This window comes from Variovorax sp. UC122_21 (assembly GCF_044056785.1).
GTDB lineage: Bacteria > Pseudomonadota > Gammaproteobacteria > Burkholderiales > Burkholderiaceae_C > Variovorax.
In genome coordinates, this window is record NZ_CP172004.1 from 2,422,585 (window position 1) to 2,441,301 (window position 18,717).

Consider the following 18,717-nt stretch of genomic DNA (forward strand, 5'->3'; position numbering starts at 1 on the left):
CATACGAATGGAGCTATTGGATTCGAATGAATTCGCTATGTAAGAATAAACATATCGAAAAACATGGAGACGAGGTGGATATGAAACATTGGTCCGCGGGCGTGGTGTCCGGTCTGGTGGCGGTCGTGGTCGCCGGTTGCGGCGGTGGTGGCGATAGCGGGGTGTTCCTGCCGGTGGCGCCGCCGCCCGCGCCCGCACCGCCTTCTCCCCCACCGCCGCCGCCCGCGCCGCCGGCGCCCACGGTCAAGCTCGAAGGCGCCATCGACCGTCCCGCCGACTATGCCGAGGCCGACCTGGCCGCGCGCGCCGCCCTCACGCAGACGGTGAACTTCAACAGCGGCAGCACGCCGCAGACCCGCACCTACACCGGCACCAGCCTCTGGTCGCTGCTGTCCGACGCGGGCCTGCAGGCCGACGCCACGCGCAAGAACGACCTGCTGAGCCGCCATGTGCTGGCCACCGGCGCCGACGGCTACCGCGTGGTGTTCGCGCTCGGCGAGCTGAGCCCCGACTTCGGCAACAAGCCCGCGATCGTGGCCTATGCCGAAACCACCGGCGGCAGCTCGGGGCCGCTGGCCGCGGCCGACGGGCCGTTCCGCGTCACCGCGCCGGGCGACATCAAGGGCGAGCGCTATGTCTCGCAGCTCGTGCGACTGCGGGTGCAGCCCTCGGCCGCCACCGCCGCCGGCACGGGCGGCGGCGTGTCGACGAGCTTCGCGGTGTCGGGCGCGGTCGGCACGCCGCTGAGCTTCGACCTCAAGGCGCTGCAGGCGATGGTGCCGGTCACGCAGACCGTGGGCGCCAACGTCTACACCGGTGTCAGCCTCTGGACGCTGCTCAACGGCCTGGGCCTGCGCCTGCCCGCGGGCAAGAACCCCAGCCTGTCGATGTACGCCGTGGCGACCGGCAGCGACGGCTATCGCGCCGCGGTCTCGCTCGGCGAGATCGATCCCGGCTTCGGCAACAAGGGCGCGATCGTCGCCTACGACATGAACGGCGCGGGGCTCGGCGCCAACGGCGTCGCGCGGCTCGTGGTGCCGGGCGAGGTCAAGCAGGGCCGTTCGGTGTCGAACCTGGTCGCGATCGAGGTGTTCGCGGCGGACACGCCCTGAGCTGCGGATCGACGCGCGGCCGTCTCAGCCGGGCCGGCCGCGCTCGCGTGCCAGGTGCCGGTAGACGGTGCTGCGGTGGATGCCGAGCCGGCGCGCGGCCTCGGCGACGTCGTGCCCGCAGTCCTGCAGCGCCTGCGCGATCGCCTGCCGCGTGATCGCCACGAGCGGCGGCGGGCCACCGAAGCCGGGGCCCGCGTCGTCCCGCACGCTGGCGGCCGGCATCGCGGACACCGCGCGCAGGTTCGCCGGCAGCGCGTCGAGGCCGATCGCATCGCCGGGCTCGGCCAGCGCCACGAGCGAACGCAGCACGCTGCGCAGCTCGCGCACGTTGCCGGGCCAGGGGCAGGCCGCGAGCGCCTCGAGCGCCTCGTCCTCGAGCCGCAGCCCTCGCGCGGCCGCGCCCGATTCGAGGAACAGCCGCGCGATCAGCGCATGCCGGTCGGCGCGTTCGCGCAGCGGCGGCAGCGCCACGGTGAAGCCGGCCACGCGGTACATCAGGTCGGCGCGAAAACGTCCGGCCGCCACCAGCGCCGGCAGGTCGCCGTGCGTGGCGCAGGCCAGGTCGAAATCCACCGCCACGCCCTGGCCGCCGCCCAGCGGCGCGCACCGTGCGCTCCTCGAGCACGCGCAGCAGCCGCGTCTGCAGCGCCAGCGGCATCTCGGCGATCTCGTCGAGGAACAGCATGCCGCCCTGCGCCTCGCGGATGCGGCCCGGCGCGCCGCGGCGGCGGGCGCCGGTGAAGGCGCCGTCCTCGTAGCCGAACAGCTCGGCCTCGATCAGGGTCTCGGGCAGCGAGGCGCAGTCGACCGCGACGAAGGGCCCGGCGCTGCGCCGGCTCGCGGCATGCAGCCGGCGCGCGAACACCTCCTTGCCGCTGCCGGTCTCGCCGTTGACCAGCACCGGCACGCCCTGGTTCAGCACCCGCACCGCGCGCTCGAGCAGCGGCTGCACGTCGTCGGGCGGTGGCGCGGCGGCCGAGTCCTCGGGTGTCCATTGGCGCCGCGCGCCGCGCGACAGTGGTTCGCCGGGCCGGGCCGCGCGCTCGAGCACGGTCGCGATCTGGCGCCCGCCCGGCAGCGTGAGCAGGCTGCGGCGGCGCTCCATGCGCGCCCAGTCGCGGCCGAGGAAGGTGGCGGCGTCGAGGTCGAGCAGCTCCTGCCACGCGTGCCCGAACAGTTCGAGCGCCACGTGGTTGGCCGCGACGATGCGGCCGTCGGCGATCACCATCAGGCCTTCGCGCGCGGTGCCGATCAGCGAGGGCCGCGGATGGAAGCGCAGCAGGTGGCCGCTGGCCTCGCTGAGCATCATGCGGTGGCCGACCTGCTGCGCCGCCATGCGCACCAGCCCGAGCGCATGGCTGTTGACGCGCACCGTCTCGCCCGAGATGTCGAGCGCGCCCGCGACCTCGCCGCGGCCGGTGAAGATCGGCGCCGCCGCGCAGCCCAGCGTGCCGTTGCGCGCCAGGTAGTGCTCGCCGCCGAGCACCATCAGCGCCTGGCGCTCGGCCAGCGCGGTGCCGATGGCATTGGTGCCGCGCTGGTGTTCCGACCAGCCGGCGCCGGGCCGCAGCGCGAGGCGCTCGGCCTTGGGCAGGAAGTCGGGGCTGCCGATCTCGTCGAGGATCAGGCCGCTGGCGTCCGACAGCACCACCACGCAGCCGTTGCCGGTCGCGTGCTCGGCCAGGCCGTCGAGCTCGGGCTGGGCGCAGTCGAGCAGCCGCATCGCCTGTTCGCGCCGCTCGCGCAGCAGCGCCAGCGCCATCGGCTCGCACTCGCCGCCGCGCGGATCGACCGGCAGGCTGCGGCGCCACGAGCGCGAGATGTGCGGCGCGATCCAGGGCTCGGGGTCGCGGCCCTGCACGAAGAAGAGCTCCCGGGCCTGTTCCACCTGCGACGAGGGCGATTGCGAGTCGGTCATCCACGGCTCCAGTCGGTTCGAGGTGCGAGCCGGTTCGCCCGGTTCGCCTTTCGCGACATGCTAGCCGTCATGTTCGCGCGGATATGTCGCAGATTGCGAAAAGAAAACCCTTGCGACAGCCCCACTCCCAGGGCCGTCACCTTCGGGATTCCACCGAGGCCGGCGGGTACGGGCCTTGCAGACCTTCGTGCGGGACGCCGCATGTCGCGGCGCCTGCAACACACATGGAGACACGCATGGACATGCTCGAACCGGGCAAATTCGGCACCGCGGTGCCGTTCAAGAAGCGCTATGGCAACTACATCGGCGGCGAGTGGGTGGCGCCCGTGGACAACCAGTACTTCGAGAACATCACGCCGGTGACCGGCCAGGTCTTCTGCGAGGTGCCGCGCTCGAGCGCCGCCGACATCGACCGCGCCCTCGACGCCGCGCACAAGGCCAAGGCCGCCTGGGGCCGCACCTCGACCACCGAGCGCGCGAACATCCTCCACCGCATCGCCGACCGCATGCAGGAGAACCTGGCCGTGCTCGCGGCCGCCGAGACCTGGGACAACGGCAAGCCGATCCGCGAGACCACCGCGGCCGACCTGCCGCTGGCGATCGACCACTTCCGCTACTTCGCCGCGTGCATCCGCGCGCAGGAAGGCGGCATCAGCGAGATCGACCACGAGACCTTCGCCTACCACTTCCACGAGCCGATCGGCGTGGTCGGCCAGATCATCCCGTGGAACTTCCCGCTGCTGATGGCGGTGTGGAAGCTCGCGCCCGCGCTCGCGGCCGGCAACTGCGTGGTGCTCAAGCCGGCCGAGCAGACGCCGGTGTCGATCCTGGTGCTGATGGAGATCGTCGGCGACCTGCTGCCGCCGGGCGTGCTCAACGTGGTCAACGGCTTCGGCGTGGAAGCCGGCAAGCCGCTGGCCTCGAGCAACCGCATCGGCAAGATCGCCTTCACGGGCGAGACCACCACCGGCCGGCTGATCTCGCAGTACGCGAGCCAGAACCTGATTCCCGTCACGCTCGAGCTCGGCGGCAAGTCGCCCAACATCTTCTTCGCCGACGTGCTCGACAAGGACGATGCCTTCTTCGACAAGGCGCTCGAGGGCTTCGCGATGTTCGCGCTCAACCAGGGCGAGGTCTGCACCTGCCCCTCGCGCGCGCTGATCCAGGAATCGATCTACGACCGCTTCATGGAGCGCGCGCTGAAGCGCGTGGCCGCGATCCGCCAGGGCAGCCCGCTCGAGATGGAGACCATGATCGGCGCGCAGGCCTCGAGCGAGCAGCTCGAGAAGATCCTGTCGTACCTCGACATCGGCCGGCAGGAGGGCGCGCAGGTGCTGATCGGCGGCGAGCGCAACACGCTCGCGGGCGACCTCAAGGACGGCTACTACGTGAAGCCGACCGTGTTCAAGGGCCACAACAAGATGCGCATCTTCCAGGAGGAGATCTTCGGCCCGGTGGTGTCGGTCACCACCTTCAAGGACGAGGAGGAGGCGCTCGCGATCGCCAACGACACGCTCTACGGCCTGGGCGCCGGCGTCTGGAGCCGCGACATGAACCGCGCCTTCCGCATGGGCCGTGGCATCCAGGCCGGTCGCGTGTGGACCAACTGCTACCACCAGTACCCGGCGCACGCGGCCTTCGGCGGCTACAAGCAGTCGGGCATCGGCCGCGAGAACCACCGCATGATGCTCGACCACTACCAGCAGACCAAGAACCTGCTGGTGAGCTACAGCGAGAACAAGCTCGGCTTCTTCTGATCCCCAGCCGCAAGGCACGCCCCGCGCGGCCCGTGACGGGACGCGCGGGGGCGTTCGTGCAGCCCCGAACGAAGGTTTTCCATGACCCAAGAAGTCCTGCGCGTGACCGCGACCGACGCGGCGCTGGCGCTGATCGAGCGGCTCACCGCGAAGCACGGCGCGCTGATGTTCCACCAGTCGGGCGGCTGCTGCGACGGCAGCGCGCCCATGTGCTATGCCCAGGGCGAGTTCATCGTCGGCGACTACGACCGGCTGCTGGGCCACATCGGCGGCATGCCGTTCTACATCAGCGGCCCGCAGTTCGAGTACTGGCAGCACACGCAGCTGATCATCGACGTGGTGCCGGGGCGCGGCGGCATGTTCTCGCTCGAAGGGCCCGAGGGCGTGCGCTTCCTGACGCGCTCGCGACTGTTCACCGACGAGGAATGGGCCGTGCTCGAGGCGCGCGAGCGCGACGGCGCCAAGGCCTGAGCCTTTTCCGCCCCCAGACGGAATCCGGGTCGAAAGCCCTGGCGCTTGGCTTTCGCTATGTTGCGTCGTATATTGCGGTGTCGTTTTCGCCAGACCGCGCCGTCGCGCGCCCCGCCGATGCAGCAGCCGCCTTTCCGCCTTCTCGCCGCCGCCGATGCCGCGCTCACGCGCGTCGATCGCACGGATTCGCCGCTGCGCCATGCCGCGGTCGACTGCTGCGCCACGCCCGAGCCCGAGGCGCACGAGGCCGTCGCGGCCGGCCGCGCACGGCTGGCGGATCTCGACCACCATCTCCATTGCTCGGTGATCGGCACCTGCCTGAGCACGGCCGAGCTGCGCAAGCTGATGGACCGCTTCGCCGACGTGAAGGGCGCCAGCGATCTCGACATCCACCACGACGCGGTGCGGCAGACCTCGCACGATCCGCAGGTCGCGAAGGCGCTGCAGAAGGCGCTCGACCACCGGCATGCGCCGGCGCTGCAGCGCGCCTCGAAGCTGGCCGATGCCGAGGCGCTGACCGCCTATTGGGACGAATCGCTGCACCAGGGCGAGGTGCCCGGCGCCTACTGGGCCGTGCTGACGCATCGCAAGACCACGCCCGCGCTGCGCCAGCGCGTGTTCGGCGACGTCCACATGTTGTCGCACCTGGTCGGCGCGGCCAACCGTGCTGACATCCGCCGTCTCGTGGCGCTGGAGCGCGACAACGTCGACCTGCGCGAGAAGCTCGACCGCCAGCAGCTGCGCGCGCAGGAACTGATGGAGGAGCGCGACCGGCAGATCGCGGCGCTGCGTCGCGAACTGATCGAGGCCACGGCCGCCGCGGCGCCCGAACGGCAGGACCGCGTGGAGGAGACCGACAGGGCCGAGAAGGCGGCCGCGCTGATCGCCCTGCAGACCGCGCGCCGCGAACGTGCCGAACAGACCGCCGCCGCCGCGCAGGCCGAGGCGGCACAGCTCGCCGAGACACTCGATCATCTGCGCCGCCACGCCCAGGCGCTGGGCCGCGAACTCGGCGCCGCCGAGCTGCAACTGCGGATCAACGCGGACGACGGCGGGCGCAACGACCAGTCGGCGCAGCTCGATGCGCAGCTGCAGGGTCGCCGCATCCTCTACGTGGGCGGGCGGCCCAGCACCTATCCGGCGATCCGCGACCTCGTGCTGCGCCATGGCGGGGAATTTCGGCGCCACGGCGGCGGCCTCGAGGACCGTGCGGGCCTGCTGGCCGCGGCCGTGTCCTGGGCCCATGTGGTGGTGTTCCCGGTCGACTGCATCGACCACGAATCGGTGGACAACCTCAAGCGGCTGTGCACGCGCCAGCAGGTGCGCTACCTGCCGCTGCGCAGCGCGGGCATCGGCTGCTTCGCCGCGGCCTTCTCGGGACCGGTGGAAGGCATGCAGGCACAGGGCGAGGGCAGGGAGGACGGGCCGTCCGGCACGTCGCCGCTCTGCCCGCGGCACGGCTGAGCCGGGCGCGCGCCTCGCCCCGATGTTCATCCGCCAGCTGAACTACGTCGTCGCGCTCGCGCGCGGGCAGATGCGCAGTGCCCGGCATGCGGTTGCCGCGATGGCAACCGAAGAAGAATGAGCGCTGAATGAGGGGCGCCGTGGGCGCATCCCGCGATGCGTGCGGCGCGGCGCCTCTCGTTCAGCCCTGGCGCAATGCCAGGGTCAGGCGCGCACGCCGAGCACCGACAGGATGACGGCGGCCAGCGTCAGCGCGACCGGTGCCTTGTGCACGGCGAGCACGTGGGCATGCGCGGCCAGGCGCGATTGCAGAAGGGCCTTTTCGGAATGAAGAGCTGTGGTCATGAGACGACTCCTTGAACAGTGACGCGGACACCGTGTCCGCATGACTGCAACGATAGTCCTGCGAAAGCGCCGTGGTTCGTGCCTTTCATCGACACGGCGTTTCCGTTTCGGCAACGATCGAAGGGAACCCGGCGGCCCGCATCGCGATCCGCTCGACGGGCTGGTCAGCCCGCGATCAGCTTCTGCACCAGCTCCGCCGTCGTGGCCGCCGCGTACTTGCGCATCAGCCGCGCGCGATGCAGCTCCACCGTGCGGTGGCTGATGCCCAGCGCCTTGCCGATCTCCTTCGAGGTCAGGCCGCGCATCACCTGCGCGGCCACCTCGCGTTCGCGCGGCGTGAGCTGGGCCTTGGTCGCGCGGCGCGATCCCAGGTCCTCGAAGGTCCAGATGCCCGACTCGTGCGGGATGGCGCGGTTCATCGCATGGCCGGTGACATGGCACCAGAAGGTCTCGCCCGCGATCGCGCCATGCAGGCTGCCGAGGCGGCGCATCATGCGGTTGTCGGCGTAGTGCCCGCTGGCATTCATGATCGGTTCCATGCGCTTGCCGATGCGCTCGAACTCGGCGAGGCTGGGGTAGAGGATGCTGAACGAATGCCCCACCAGCGCGGAGGGCGTTGCGCCGAAGATCTCGCACACGCGCTGGTTGCAGGCCACGATGGCGCGGTGGCGCGACACCACCATCCCGACCGGGGCATGCTCGAAGGCCAGCCGGTAGTCGATGTCGGGCGTTGCCGCCTCAGCCTTGCGATCGGTCGTCTCCTGCATCGGGGGTCACCATTACGAAATACTACGTATGCGGGTACGTAGTATCGTTCAGGGCTTTCCCACCCACTCTCGACACAGCCAATCAAGGAGCACGAGTGAACAAGATCTACCCCTCCGCCGAGGCGGCACTCAAGGGGGTCGTGGCCGACGGGCAGATGCTCGCGGTCGGCGGCTTCGGCCTGTGCGGCATTCCCGAAGCGCTCATCGAGGCGCTCAAGGATTCCGGCGCGCAGAACCTCACCGTGATCTCGAACAACGCGGGCGTCGACGGCTTCGGCCTCGGCAAGCTGCTCGAGACGCGCCAGATCAAGAAGATGATCGCCTCCTACGTGGGCGAGAACAAGGAATTCGAACGCCAGTACCTGGCGGGCGAGCTCGCACTGGAATTCACGCCGCAGGGCACGCTGGCCGAGAAGCTGCGCGCCGGCGGCGCCGGCATCCCGGCCTTCTTCACCAAGACCGGCGTGGGCACGCAGGTCGCCGAGGGCAAGGAACTGCGCGAGTTCGACGGCGAGACCTACGTGATGGAGCATTCGCTGGTGCCGACGTGGCGCTGGTCAAGGCCGACGTGGCCGACAAGTCGGGCAACCTGCGCTTCCGCCTGACGGCGCGCAACTTCAATCCCGCGGCCGCGATGGCCGGCAAGATCTGCATCGTCGAGGTCGAGAAGATCGTCGAGGTGGGCGAGCTGGCCCCCGACCACATCCACCTGCCGGGCATCTACGTGCACCGCCTGGTGCTCGAACGCCACGCCCGAGAAGCGCATCGAGAAGCGCACCGTGAGCGCCGGCGTCGATGCCGCGGCCGCCAAGGTCGAGGCCCAGACGGCGATCGCCCAGGCCGCCGCCGGCAGCGAAGTGCCGGCCAAGGTCGTCAACAAGAAAGAAGGAGCCTGAGATGCCCTGGACCCAAGACCAGATGGCGGCGCGCGCCGCGCAAGAGCTGGAAGACGGCTTCTACGTCAACCTCGGCATCGGCATCCCGACGCTGGTGGCCAACCACACGGGCACCAAGGAAGTCTGGCTGCAGAGCGAGAACGGCATGCTGGGCATCGGCCCGTTCCCGACCGAGGACCAGGTCGACGCCGACCTGATCAACGCCGGCAAGCAGACCGTCACCACGCTGCCGGGCTCGGCCATCTTCGGCAGCCACGACAGCTTCGCGATGATCCGCGGAGGCAAGATCAACCTCTCGATCCTCGGCGCGATGCAGGTGAGCACCCAGGGCGACCTCGCCAACTGGATGATCCCCGGCAAGATGGTCAAGGGCATGGGCGGCGCGATGGACCTGGTGGCCGGCGTCAAGCGCGTGATCGTGCTGATGGAACACGTGGCCAAGAAGAAGGACGGCACCGAGGACTTCAAGATCCTCGAGAAGTGCACCCTGCCGCTGACCGGCGTGGGCGTGGTCGACCGCATCATCACCGACCTCGCCGTGATGGACGTGGTGCCCGAGGGCCTCAAAGTGATCGAACTCGCGCCCGGCGTGAGCTTCGACGCGCTGCAGGCCAAGACCGGCGCCAAGCTGATCCAGTAAGGCGAAGGCCGAATCGACAAACGAAGGGCAGGGCCGCGCGAGCGGGCCCTGCTTTTTTTCATTGGAGACAACGAAAGATGAGCGCGAGCGACATCCTCCACGACCTGTGGCGCCAGGCCGGCCTGCCGGCCGACGCACTGCCGCTGGCGCGGCTCACGGGCGCCGACCCGGTGCTGCCGTCGTCCTTCGCGGTCGGCGCGGCGGCGCAGGGCAGCATCGCCGTGGCCGCGCTGGCGGCCTGCGAACTCGGCCATGCGCGCGGCGTGCCGCGCCAGGCAGTCGCGGTCGACATGCGCCATGCCGCGCTCGAATGCACCGGCTGGTTCAGCCTCGATGGCCGCGTGCCCGAGCTCTGGGACGCGTTCTCGGGCCTCTACCGCACGGCGGATGGCTGGGTGCGCATCCACGCCAACTTCGCGCACCACCGCGAAGGCGCGCTGCGCCTGCTGGGCCTCGATCCCGCGACGGCCGTGCGCGCCGATGCCGAGGCCGCGATGGCCGGCTGGCGCGCGCTCGACTTCGAGGAAGCCGCCGCTGCGCGCGGGCTGGTGGCCACCGCGCTGCGCCGCTTCGACGAGTGGGATGCCACGCCGCAGGGCCGCGCGATCGCCGCGCAGCCGCTGTTCACCATCGAGCGCATCGGCGACGCGGCACCGCTTGCACTGCCGCCGCTGCGCGAGGACCAGCGGCCGCTCGCGGGCCTGCGCGTGCTCGACCTCACGCGCATCCTGGCCGGCCCGGTCGGCGGGCGCGCGCTCGCGGCCTACGGGGCCGACGTGCTGCTGGTCAACTCGCCGCGGCTGCCCAACATCGAGGCCATCGCCGACACCAGCCGCGGCAAGCTGTCGACGCACGTGGACCTGCGCACCGACGAGGGACAGGCGGCGTTGCGCCGGCTGGCCGGGGATGCGCATGTGTTCGTGCAGGGCTACCGGCCCGGCGGCCTCGAGGAATTGGGTTTCGGGCCGGCGCAGCTCGCGGCGCTGCGGCCGGGCATCGTCTGCGTCTCGCTCACCGCCTATGGCACGCAGGGGCCGTGGGCCGGCCGACGCGGCTTCGATTCGCTGGTGCAGACCGCCATGGGCTTCAACCAGGCCGAGGGCGAGGCGGCCGGCGACGGCAAGCCGAAGCCGCTGCCGATGCAGATCCTCGACGAGGCCACGGGCTACCTGATCGCCTTCGGCGCGGCCGCCGCGCTGCATCGACAGCAGCGCGAGGGCGGCAGCTGGCTGGTGCGGGTGTCGCTCGCGCAGACCGGCCACTGGCTGCGCGGACTCGGCCGCGTGCCCGGCGGGCTCGCTACGGCCAGGCCCGACATCGCGCCCTATGTGGAAACCGAGCCCTCGGGCTTCGGCGAGCTCGCGGGCTTGCGCCACAGCGCGCTGCTCGCGCGCACGCCGGCTGCCTGGCCGCGGCCCTCGATGCCGCCGGGCAGCGACCCCGCGGAGTGGCCCTAGGCCTTGAGCGCCGCGCGCACCTTGTCGCCGAGGCCGCGCAGCCGCTCCACCGGCTCGTTCGAGAACACGAAGCGCAGGTACTGCGCGCCATGCGTCTCGCCCCAGCCCTGCATGGCGGTGGCGCAGACGCGCGCCTTCAGCAGCCGCTCGGAGAGCGTCTGGCCGTCGATGCCGAAATCGCTGGCGCGCAGCAGCATCGACCAACCGCCGGCCGGCACGCCCACGGGCAGGCCGCGCAGCTCGTCGAGCAGCGTGTCGCGCCGCCGTTCGAGTTCGGCCACGTAGGGCGCCAGCGTGCGCGGCGACTGCGCGAGCGCGGTGGCGACCGCGTCCTGCGCGATGCCCACCGGCACCACCACGTTGGCCAGCGACACCGCCACCAGGTCGGGCATGTAGCTCTCGGGCGCCACGGTCCAGCCCACGCGCCAGCCGATCATGCGCAGCTCCTTGGCCGACGAGCCCACGGTGATCGTGCGCTCGGCCATGCCGGGCAGCCCGGCCGGATGGATGACCTGGCGGCCGTCGAACAGCAGCCGCTCCATCGCGGCGTCGAGGATCAGCGTCAGGTCGTGCTGCACGCACAGCGCGGCGATCGCGCGCCAGTCGTCGGCGTCGAAGAAACCGCCCGAGGGCATCGAGGGCGACATCAGCAGCATGGTGCGCACGCGCGGGCCCACGGCGGCGCGCAGCGCCTCGCGGTCGAGCTTCCATTCGCCGCCGGGCGTGAAGCAAAACGGCACGTACTTCGGCGTGCCGCCCGCGAGCCGGATGCGGTTGAGCAGGCCGGCATAGGTCGGGTCGGTCACCAGCACCTCGTCGCCGACCTCCACCGTGGCCAGCAGGGCATTGAGGATGCCCGAGAGCCCGCCGGCCGAGATCACGCAGTGGCGCGCCTCGTAGGCCACGCCCGAGAGTTCCGACACATGGCGCGCCGCGACCTCGCGCAGCCGCGCCTGGCCGACGAAGGGCAGGTAGCTGTTGTCGGCGTCCTCGGTGGCGGCGCGCACGGTGCGCGCCACGGCCTCGGCATCGGGCGGGATGTCGACGTCGAGGTTCTCGAGCCGCAGGAAGGGCGGGCCCTCGGCGTCGTCGGCGATGGCGCCCATGCGGTCGACGCCGATGCCGGCGATGTGGGTCAGGCGGGCGGGGCGGTGGCGTGGCATGCGAGCGTCTCCTGGCAGGCGTTGTCCGCGCATTCTGCGGCCGGCGCGCGCGTTCACACCCCCAGGCTGGCCGCGAGCTCGCGGAAGATGCCGTAGAGCGCGGGCTGCTCCTCGAAGCCGATGCCCGGCGACTCGGGCAGGGTGGCGCGCCCGTTCTCGATGCGGACCTCGCGGCTGAAGCCGCCGAAGGGGCCGAACAGGCCGGGATAGGACTCCGCGCTGCCGAGCCCCAGCCCCGCGGTCGCGTGCAGCGACATCAGGTTGCCGCCATGCGGCACGATGTTCTCGCGCGCCACGCCATGCGCCCGAGCCAGCGCCACGATGCGCTGCAGCTCGAGCAGGCCGTAGGCCAGCGGCGGATCGGGCTGCAGCACGACGCGGCCTTCGAAGCCGCCGTAGCGCAGGAAGTTGGCGACCTCCTCGCGCGAGAACAGGTTCTCGCCGCCGGCGACGGTGCCCGCATAGGCCTCGCTGACCGCGCGGTAGGTCTCGAAGTCGGCCGGGTCGCAGGGCTCCTCGAGCCAGCGCAGGCCATAGGGCGCGATGGCGCGCGCGAAGGCCAGCGCCTCGTCGCGCCCGAAGGCGCAGCTCGCGTCGAGCGCCAGCCGCGAACCCGAGTCCACCAGCGCCAGCACCGACTCGATGCGCCGCAGCTCCGCGGCCAGCGGCAGGCCGCCGGCCTTGATCTTGAGCTCGGTGTAGCCGGCATCGAGATGGCCGCGCACCTCGTCGCCGAGCCGGGCCATGTCGTCGTGGTCGCGGTAGAAGCCGCCGCCCACGTAGCAGCGCACCGAGCGCGCGGGTTCGATGCCGGGCTCGCCCATGCGCTCGGCCAGCACCCGGTACAGCGGCAGGCCGCGCATCTTGCCGACGATGTCCCAGAGCGCGAGTTCCAGCGTGCCGACCGCCATCGAGCGCTCGGCATGGGCGCCGGCCTTCTCGCGCCGCAGCATCAGGTCGAGCGCGCGTTGCGGGTCGACGATGCCGCTGGCGGGGTCGTTGAGTTCCTCGGGCGTGGCGCGCAGCAGGCGCGGGATGAAGCGCTCTCGCAGCGGCCCGCCGCAGCCGTAGCGGCCGAAGGAGTTGAAGGCATGGCCGACGACGCGGCGGCCGTCGCGGAACTGGTCGGTGACGATGGCCACCACGCTGGCGGTGATCTCGCTGAAATCGATGCGCGCGTTGCGCAGCAAGGAGGCGATGGGAACGGTGCGTTCCGCGATGCTGAGGATCTTCATGGGCGGTGCGGCCTCAATCGACGACGGCGCCGGTGCTCTTCACGATCGGCCCCCACTTGTCGTACTCGGCCTGGATGAAGGCGCCGAAGCGCTCGGGCGTGCCGTGCACGGGCGCGCTGCCGAGCCGCGCGATCTGCTCGCGCACGGCGGGTGTGTCGAGCGCCTGGCGCGCGGCCTCGTTGAGCCGCTCGACGATGGCGCGCGGCGTGCCCGCCGGCGCCATCAGGCCGTACCAGGCGAGCGCCTCGTAGCCGGGCACGCCGGCCTCTTCCATCGTCGGCACCCCGGGCAGCAGCGGCGAGCGCTGGCGGCCGGTGACGGCCAGTGCGCGCAGCCGTCCGGTCGCGAGGTTGGGCATGGCCGAAACCATGCTGTCGATCGCGAAGTCGATCTGCCCGCCCATCAGGTCGGTGGCCATCGGCGCCTGGCCCTTGTAAGGCACGTGCGTGAGCGTCACGCCGGTCATCGAACCGAGCAGCACCGCCGACAGGTGCTGCGGCGTGCCGTTGCCGGACGAGCCGAAGCTGTACTTGCCGGGGTTGGCCTTCAGCAGCCGCAGGAACTCCGCCGCGCTGCGCGCCGGGTTCGCGTCGTTGACCTCGAGCACCAGCGGCACTGCGGCGAGCTGCACCACCGGCACCAGGTCCTTGAGCGGGCGATAGGGCAGCTTCGGATAGAGCCACGGGCTGATCGCCAGCGGTCCGCTCGAGGACAGCAGCAGCGTGTAGCCGTCGGGTTTGGCCTTGGCCACGAAGTCGGTGCCGATGTTGCCGCCGGCGCCGACCCGGGCCTCGATCACCAGCGGCTGCCCGAGCGCGGCCTGCAGGCGCGGCGCGAGCAGGCGCGCGAGGGCATCCGACGGACCGCCGACCGGGTACTGGATGACGACGCTGATGGGCTTCGAGGGATAGGCCTGCGCGGCGGCCGGCGGACTCGCGGCGACGGTGGCGAACAGCGCGAGCGCGGTGGCCAGGCGGGCGAGGGGGTGGGGATGGATCTTCATGCTTGTCTCCTTTTTGGGTGTCGATGGAACAGCGTCAGCGGTGGACGCGGGGATTCGTGGGTCTCGATGGCCTCCACGAGGCGCGCGATCTCGTCCTCGTCCGTGAGGTAGTGCGGCGTGAGCCGCAGCACGCCCGGCAGGCCCGCGGCCTCGAGCGCCCAGCGCGCGTGCTGCGGGCCGACGAAGGAGGCGTGGACGCCCGCGTCGGCGAGGCGGCGGACGAAGGCCGCGCCATCGCCGAAGGCCTCGGGCAGGCGATAGGTCAGCAGCGCGCTGCGATCGGGCAGCCCGGCCTCGAGCGGCTGCCAGCCGAAGCGCTCCTGCAGCGCCTGCGCGAGGCGCTGGCGCACCCGCGCGTTCTGTCGTGCGATGCGCGCGGGGTCGACCGCGAGCGCGTAGTCGCAGGCCGCGCCCAGCGCCAGCCGCAGGCCCGGATGGAACTCGTGGCCCTCGAAACGCCGCGCATCGGACCAGGGCTGCAGGCGCTCGGCCTCCAGCCACTGCGCGCCCGCCACGTCGATGGCATCGGGCGTGCCGAGCATTTCGAGCGCGCGTTCCGACAGGCACAGCACGCCCGCGCCGCGCGGGCCGCGCAGCCATTTGCGCGTGGGGGAACACCAGCACGTCGCAGCCCAGGGCCTGCATGTCGACCGGCCCCTGGCCCACCGCATGGCTGGCATCGAGGAACAGCAGGCCGCCATGCGCATGCACGCAGCGCGCCACGCCGTCCATGGGCGTGGCAACGCCCCAGGCGGTCGGCACGGCGGCGAGCGAGACCACGAAGCGGCGGCCGGCGGGTGCATGGCGCAGCGCATGGTCCAGGCGCTGCGTCAGCGGCGTCGCGCCGGGCCGCGTGCCGATCACCGTGAAGCCGAGTCGCCCCTGTCGCGCCGCGTTCAGCAGGTGCAGCGCGTTGGCGCCGTATTCGTCATGGGTCGTGATCACATGGGGCGCGTGCGCCGCGCTCATCGCGGTGGCCCAGGCCTGGCTCGCGGAACCGAGCAGCGCGACCTGGTGCGGCTGCGCGTTGACGAGCCGCGCGACGCTGGCGCGCACCGCATGCAGCGCGTCCGCATGCCGTTCGGTGGCGCGGTGCGTGCCCAGCGTGCGCTCGGCCTCGAGCCAGGCTTGCCATTGCGCGTAGACGGGTTCGGGCGGCAGGCTCGCCGAGCCATGCGCGAAATGCGCGAGGTGCGCGTCGGCGCCCCAGGCGGGCGTGTCGCGGCGCAGGCGCGCGAGTTCGGCCTCGGTGAAGGGCGCGGCCGCGACCGGCTCAGTGGCGATCGCTGGCATCGACGTCGAGTGCGGCGAGATCGAAGGACTGGTCGCGCAGCGCCTGCCGCAGCGACGCCTGCCGCTGCGCATCGAGCGCCTCGAGCGGCGGCCGCACGCGCGCCCATTGCGCATCGCCCGTGGCCATCGCGATGGCCGACTTCATGGCGGGAATCAGCGGATGGGCCGCGAACTTCGCGCGCACCGCATTGAGCGCCGCCTGCCGCGCATCGGCATCCGCGTCCTGCCACGTGTCGAACAGGCGCACGATGGCGCGGGGATTGACGTTCGCGGTGGCCGAGATGCAGCCCGTGCCGCCCGTGGCGCAGGGTGTCGAGCAGGATGGTCTCGGTGCCCGCGAAGACGTCGAAGCCCTCGGGGCCCGAACTGCGCGATGGTGCGCGCGGTGTAGTCCCAGTCGCCGCCGGTGTCCTTCATGCCGGCGACCGTGCCGGGGTAGCGCTTCAGCAGGCGCTCGACCAGCGCGTGGGAGAAGCCCACCTGCGCCACCGGCGGGATGTGATAGAGGTAGAGCCGCAGGCCGCGTTCGCCGACCCGCTCGATCACCTCGCTGAAGAAGGCGAACAGGCCGTCGTCGGTGACGCTCTTGTAATAGAAGGGCGGCAGCGCCAGCACGCCGGCGCAGCCCTGGTCGACCGCGCAGCGCGTGAGCCGAACCGCGTCGGCCAGCGAGCAGCTGCCGGTGCCCGGCAGCATGCGCGCGGCCGGTACGCCCGCGGCCACGGCCTGCTGCAGCAGCTCGATGCGCTCGTCGACCGAGAGCGAGTTGCCTTCGGAGTTGGTGCCGAACATCGCGAGCCCGCAGTCCTGTGCCACCAGCCAGCGGCACAGCCGCAGGAAGCGGGCGGCGTCGGGCTTCAGAGTGGCGTCGAAGGGGGTGAGTACCGGGGCGAGCACGCCGCGCAGGCGTTGGGGGGTGGGGGACGGCATCTGGATTCCAGCAAGGGTTCGAGGTGCCGGAATTCTTGGGCGCAAGGGCCTCGAGCGGGTTGCCGATCGGGCGCCGGGTTTTGCGAAAGCCGCAAAAGGTAAGGATGCCGAAGTGCCCGTGCTGCAGCTGGGCGACAGTAGACTCGGATGGCCGCCAACTTTTGAGGAAACCGCAAATGATCGACCTGGTCAGCCTGAAGGATTTCCTGGTCCTGTGCCAGACGCGCAGCTTCAGCCGCGCCGCCGAGCGCTGCCATGTGTCGGTGTCGGGACTGAGCCGGCGCATCCAGGGCCTCGAGCAGTGGATCGGCGCGCCGCTGTTCGACCGGCGCACCGCGGCGCTCGAGCTCACGCAGCCCGGCGAGCGGCTGCAGGCGATCTCCTCCGAGGTGGTCTATGCGCTGGAGGGGCTGCGCAAGTCGATCAAGGCCGATGGCGAGGACCGGCAGCAGCGCATCCGCTTCGCGGCGCCGCACATCATGTCGGCCGTGTTCTTCCCCGACTGGGTGCCGCGGCTGCACAACGACTTCCGGAGCGCCAAGTTCAGCGTCAGCTCCGACAACCTGCCCGAGTGCTTCGAGATGCTGGCCGAGGGCTCGGTCGACTACGTGGTCGCGCTGTTCGACGAGGCCGGCGCGGTGGCCGCGCGCGCGGGCTCGGCCTGCGAGGCGGGCGACTGCCTGGTGCTGGAACTGGGGCGCGAACGGCTGGTGCCGGTGAGCGCGCCCAATGCCGCGGGCGGGCCGCTGTTCGACCTGCGCGATCCCGCCGGCGCGCCCGTTTCCTTCCTCGGCTATGCCGACGAATGCCACCTGGGCTGGTCGCTGGCGCCGCTGCTCGAGCGCCATGGCGAACTGCGGCTGCAGCGCCACCACGAGGCCAGCCTGACCGACGGGCTGCGCTTCATGGCGCTGTCGCGGCTCGGCGTGGCCTGGCTGCCGCAGGCGCTGGTGCGCGAGGACCTCGATGCCGGGCGCCTCGTGCGGGCCGGCGGCCCTTCGCTCGAGGTGCCGCTGCGCTTCATGCTGATGCGCCGGCGCGCGCCGCTGGCCGAGCAGGCCGAGCGGCTGTGGCGCCATCTGGGCGAGCTGGTGCGGGCCGCAGCGCCCGTACCCGGGCGAGCCGGTGCTCGAGAGCGTGGCTTAGGCGCCCGCATCGGGCAGCAGCAGCTCGCGCTGCGCCTGCGCGGTCTGCTGCAGGAACTCCCAGGTCGCCTTCATGCGCGCGAGGTGCTTGGTCTCGGCCGGCATCGACATCCAGAAGGTGCGCGTGAAGTTCGCCTGGCCCGCGAGCACCGGCTGCAGGCTGCCGTCGCCCTCGGCCAGGAAGGCCGGCAGCACCGCGATGCCCGCGCCCGCGGCCACCGCGCGGTGCTGCGCCAGCACGCTGGTGCTGCGCAGCGCGAAGCTGTCGGGGCGGTGCAGCTCGTCGAGGTACTGCAGCTCCTTGCTGAACAGCAGGTCGTCGACATAGCTGATGAAGGTGTGGCCGCGCAGGTCCTCGCGCGTGGCGATCGGCTTGTGCGCCGCGAGGTAGGGCTTCGAGGCGTAGAGGCGCAGCGTGTAGTCGCTGAGCTTGGTGACCAGCACCGGCCCGCGCGCCGGCCGCTCGAGCGAGATCACGATGTCGGCCTCGCGCCGCGACAGATGCACCAGCCGCGGCATCGCCAGCAGGTCGATGGTCAGCCGTGGATGCTGGCGCGCGAACAGCGCGAGTTGCGGCGCCAGCACCGCGGTGCCGAAGCCTTCGGTGGCGCCGATGCGCACCAGCCCCGACAGCCCTTCCTGCGAGGCCGGCGCCGTGCTCTCCACCGCGAGGAAGGCGCTCTCCATCGCCTCCACCTGCGGCTGCAGCCGCCGGCCGGCTTCGGTGAGCCGATGGCCGCCGGCCTCGCGCGCGAACAGCGGCGCGCCCACCTCCTTCTCGAGCGCCTGGATGCGGCGCGCCACCGTCGTGTGGTCGACTTCGAGCCGGCGCGCGGCGCTCATCAGCGTGCCGGAGCGCGCGAGTTCGAGGAAATAGCGGAGGTTGTCCCAGTCCATCGGCTCTTTCTGAATGCGGGAACCGGCACGCAGAGGACGCGAAGGTTCCGCGAAGGACGCGAAAGAAATCAAAAAAGTGAATTCGTTTTTTTGCGCTCTTCGCGGAACCTTCGCGTCCTCTGCGTCCTTGTACCCGCGTTCTGCATTTTTGCAAAACCCCAGCGCAATTTTGTCTATTGTCATAGCAAAACTGCAAAGCTACGATGCCCGCTGTTCCGCCGCCT

16 protein-coding genes and 4 pseudogenes are annotated in these 18,717 nt (G+C 71.4%); 8 read left to right on the plus strand and 12 right to left on the minus strand.

The genetic code is table 11. The features are described from left to right. Positions 1-80: 80 nt before the first annotated feature. Positions 81-1,112: a molybdopterin-binding oxidoreductase gene (locus tag ACHMXE_RS23725; RefSeq protein ID WP_395351664.1), complete on the plus strand. Its 1,032-nt coding sequence runs from the start codon at positions 81-83 to the stop codon at positions 1,110-1,112. A gap of 24 nt (positions 1,113-1,136) precedes the next feature. Here ACHMXE_RS23725 and ACHMXE_RS23730 read toward each other — a convergent pair whose 3' ends face one another. Together ACHMXE_RS23730 and ACHMXE_RS23735 are read right to left on the minus strand one after the other, a co-directional pair. Next, a complete protein-coding gene (locus tag ACHMXE_RS23730) occupies positions 1,137-1,691 on the minus strand; it encodes a helix-turn-helix domain-containing protein (protein ID WP_395352778.1) in 555 nt (184 codons plus the stop codon). Positions 1,692-1,761: 70 nt separating this feature from the next. After that, a pseudogene (locus ACHMXE_RS23735) lies at positions 1,762-3,030 on the minus strand (sigma-54-dependent Fis family transcriptional regulator); the annotation flags it as partial. A gap of 236 nt (positions 3,031-3,266) precedes the next feature. Here ACHMXE_RS23735 and adh point away from each other — a divergent pair. The 3 genes from adh (at position 3,267) to ACHMXE_RS23750 (ending at position 6,722) form a co-directional block, all read left to right on the plus strand. Next, positions 3,267-4,787 carry an aldehyde dehydrogenase gene (gene adh / locus ACHMXE_RS23740; RefSeq protein WP_395351666.1) on the plus strand — a complete coding sequence of 507 codons (1,521 nt, stop codon included), beginning with the start codon at positions 3,267-3,269 and terminating at the stop codon, positions 4,785-4,787. 81 nt (positions 4,788-4,868) lie between these two features. Beyond that, positions 4,869-5,258 (plus strand): DUF779 domain-containing protein, encoded by a 390-nt coding sequence (locus ACHMXE_RS23745; RefSeq protein WP_395351668.1) that lies wholly within the window; start codon positions 4,869-4,871, stop codon positions 5,256-5,258. A 117-nt stretch (positions 5,259-5,375) separates the two neighbouring features. After that, complete coding sequence (locus ACHMXE_RS23750; protein WP_395351670.1) at positions 5,376-6,722, plus strand: DUF2325 domain-containing protein; 1,347 nt, start codon at positions 5,376-5,378, stop codon at positions 6,720-6,722. A gap of 204 nt (positions 6,723-6,926) precedes the next feature. On the opposite strand, the gene ACHMXE_RS23755 is transcribed toward ACHMXE_RS23750, so the two are convergent. Next, positions 6,927-7,067, minus strand: coding sequence for a hypothetical protein (locus ACHMXE_RS23755; protein ID WP_172705439.1), 141 nt, complete (start codon positions 7,065-7,067; stop codon positions 6,927-6,929). 164 nt (positions 7,068-7,231) lie between these two features. Then, positions 7,232-7,834 carry a LuxR C-terminal-related transcriptional regulator gene (locus ACHMXE_RS23760; protein WP_057595047.1) on the minus strand — a complete coding sequence of 201 codons (603 nt, stop codon included), beginning with the start codon at positions 7,832-7,834 and terminating at the stop codon, positions 7,232-7,234. A gap of 95 nt (positions 7,835-7,929) precedes the next feature. Between ACHMXE_RS23760 and ACHMXE_RS23765 the strand changes: the two are divergent. From ACHMXE_RS23765 to ACHMXE_RS23775, 3 genes and pseudogenes are all read left to right on the plus strand, one after another. After that, positions 7,930-8,730, plus strand: a pseudogene (locus tag ACHMXE_RS23765) (CoA transferase subunit A). Between the two features lies 1 nt (position 8,731). Continuing rightward, positions 8,732-9,370, plus strand: a complete 639-nt coding sequence (locus tag ACHMXE_RS23770; protein ID WP_057595049.1) for a 3-oxoacid CoA-transferase subunit B — start codon at positions 8,732-8,734, stop codon at positions 9,368-9,370. Positions 9,371-9,447: 77 nt separating this feature from the next. Further along, entirely contained in the window at positions 9,448-10,827 is a 1,380-nt protein-coding gene (locus ACHMXE_RS23775) for a CoA transferase (RefSeq protein WP_395351673.1), read from the plus strand. On the opposite strand, the gene ACHMXE_RS23780 is transcribed toward ACHMXE_RS23775, so the two are convergent. From ACHMXE_RS23780 to ACHMXE_RS23810, 7 genes and pseudogenes are all read right to left on the minus strand, one after another. Further along, entirely contained in the window at positions 10,824-11,990 is a 1,167-nt protein-coding gene (locus ACHMXE_RS23780; protein WP_395351675.1) for a pyridoxal phosphate-dependent aminotransferase, read from the minus strand. The genes ACHMXE_RS23775 and ACHMXE_RS23780 overlap by 4 nt on opposite strands. A 53-nt stretch (positions 11,991-12,043) precedes the next feature. Beyond that, the gene (locus ACHMXE_RS23785; protein ID WP_395351677.1) at positions 12,044-13,225 is read right to left on the minus strand and encodes an enolase C-terminal domain-like protein; all 1,182 of its coding nucleotides are present in this window, start codon (positions 13,223-13,225) and stop codon (positions 12,044-12,046) included. Between the two features lie 13 nt (positions 13,226-13,238). Further along, a complete protein-coding gene (locus tag ACHMXE_RS23790) occupies positions 13,239-14,228 on the minus strand; it encodes a tripartite tricarboxylate transporter substrate binding protein (protein ID WP_093344764.1) in 990 nt (329 codons plus the stop codon). After that, entirely contained in the window at positions 14,225-14,800 is a 576-nt protein-coding gene (locus ACHMXE_RS23795; RefSeq protein ID WP_395353122.1) for a hypothetical protein, read from the minus strand. The genes ACHMXE_RS23790 and ACHMXE_RS23795 overlap by 4 nt, the downstream gene beginning before the upstream one ends. A gap of 49 nt (positions 14,801-14,849) precedes the next feature. Then, positions 14,850-15,593 (minus strand): annotated as a pseudogene (locus ACHMXE_RS23800) (aminotransferase class V-fold PLP-dependent enzyme); the annotation flags it as partial. Next, positions 15,502-15,768, minus strand: coding sequence for a hypothetical protein (locus tag ACHMXE_RS23805; RefSeq protein ID WP_395351679.1), 267 nt, complete (start codon positions 15,766-15,768; stop codon positions 15,502-15,504). The gene ACHMXE_RS23805 and the pseudogene ACHMXE_RS23800, both read right to left, overlap by 92 nt. Then, the gene (locus tag ACHMXE_RS23810; RefSeq protein WP_395351681.1) at positions 15,675-16,451 is read right to left on the minus strand and encodes a dihydrodipicolinate synthase family protein; all 777 of its coding nucleotides are present in this window, start codon (positions 16,449-16,451) and stop codon (positions 15,675-15,677) included. The genes ACHMXE_RS23805 and ACHMXE_RS23810 overlap by 94 nt, the downstream gene beginning before the upstream one ends. 176 nt (positions 16,452-16,627) lie before the next feature. Between ACHMXE_RS23810 and ACHMXE_RS23815 the strand changes: the two are divergent. Further along, a pseudogene (locus tag ACHMXE_RS23815) lies at positions 16,628-17,479 on the plus strand (LysR family transcriptional regulator); the annotation flags it as partial. A 114-nt stretch (positions 17,480-17,593) separates the two neighbouring features. On the opposite strand, the gene ACHMXE_RS23820 reads toward ACHMXE_RS23815, so the two are convergent. Beyond that, positions 17,594-18,493, minus strand: coding sequence for a LysR family transcriptional regulator (locus ACHMXE_RS23820; protein ID WP_395351683.1), 900 nt, complete (start codon positions 18,491-18,493; stop codon positions 17,594-17,596). Between the last annotated feature and the right edge of the window lie 224 nt (positions 18,494-18,717).

Bases quoted from the DNA above. Each gene is read 5' to 3' on its own strand.
- ACHMXE_RS23725 (WP_395351664.1), top strand. From the start codon at position 81: ATGAAACATTGGTCCGCGGGCGTGGTGTCCGGTCTGGTGGCGGTCGTG.
- adh (WP_395351666.1), top strand. From the start codon at position 3,267: ATGGACATGCTCGAACCGGGCAAATTCGGCACCGCGGTGCCGTTCAAG.
- ACHMXE_RS23745 (WP_395351668.1), top strand. From the start codon at position 4,869: ATGACCCAAGAAGTCCTGCGCGTGACCGCGACCGACGCGGCGCTGGCG.
- ACHMXE_RS23750 (WP_395351670.1), top strand. From the start codon at position 5,376: ATGCAGCAGCCGCCTTTCCGCCTTCTCGCCGCCGCCGATGCCGCGCTC.
- ACHMXE_RS23755 (WP_172705439.1), bottom strand. From the start codon at position 7,067: ATGACCACAGCTCTTCATTCCGAAAAGGCCCTTCTGCAATCGCGCCTG.
- ACHMXE_RS23760 (WP_057595047.1), bottom strand. From the start codon at position 7,834: ATGCAGGAGACGACCGATCGCAAGGCTGAGGCGGCAACGCCCGACATC.
- ACHMXE_RS23770 (WP_057595049.1), top strand. From the start codon at position 8,732: ATGCCCTGGACCCAAGACCAGATGGCGGCGCGCGCCGCGCAAGAGCTG.
- ACHMXE_RS23775 (WP_395351673.1), top strand. From the start codon at position 9,448: ATGAGCGCGAGCGACATCCTCCACGACCTGTGGCGCCAGGCCGGCCTG.
- ACHMXE_RS23780 (WP_395351675.1), bottom strand. From the start codon at position 11,990: ATGCCACGCCACCGCCCCGCCCGCCTGACCCACATCGCCGGCATCGGC.
- ACHMXE_RS23785 (WP_395351677.1), bottom strand. From the start codon at position 13,225: ATGAAGATCCTCAGCATCGCGGAACGCACCGTTCCCATCGCCTCCTTG.
- ACHMXE_RS23790 (WP_093344764.1), bottom strand. From the start codon at position 14,228: ATGAAGATCCATCCCCACCCCCTCGCCCGCCTGGCCACCGCGCTCGCG.
- ACHMXE_RS23810 (WP_395351681.1), bottom strand. From the start codon at position 16,451: ATGCCGTCCCCCACCCCCCAACGCCTGCGCGGCGTGCTCGCCCCGGTA.
- ACHMXE_RS23820 (WP_395351683.1), bottom strand. From the start codon at position 18,493: ATGGACTGGGACAACCTCCGCTATTTCCTCGAACTCGCGCGCTCCGGC.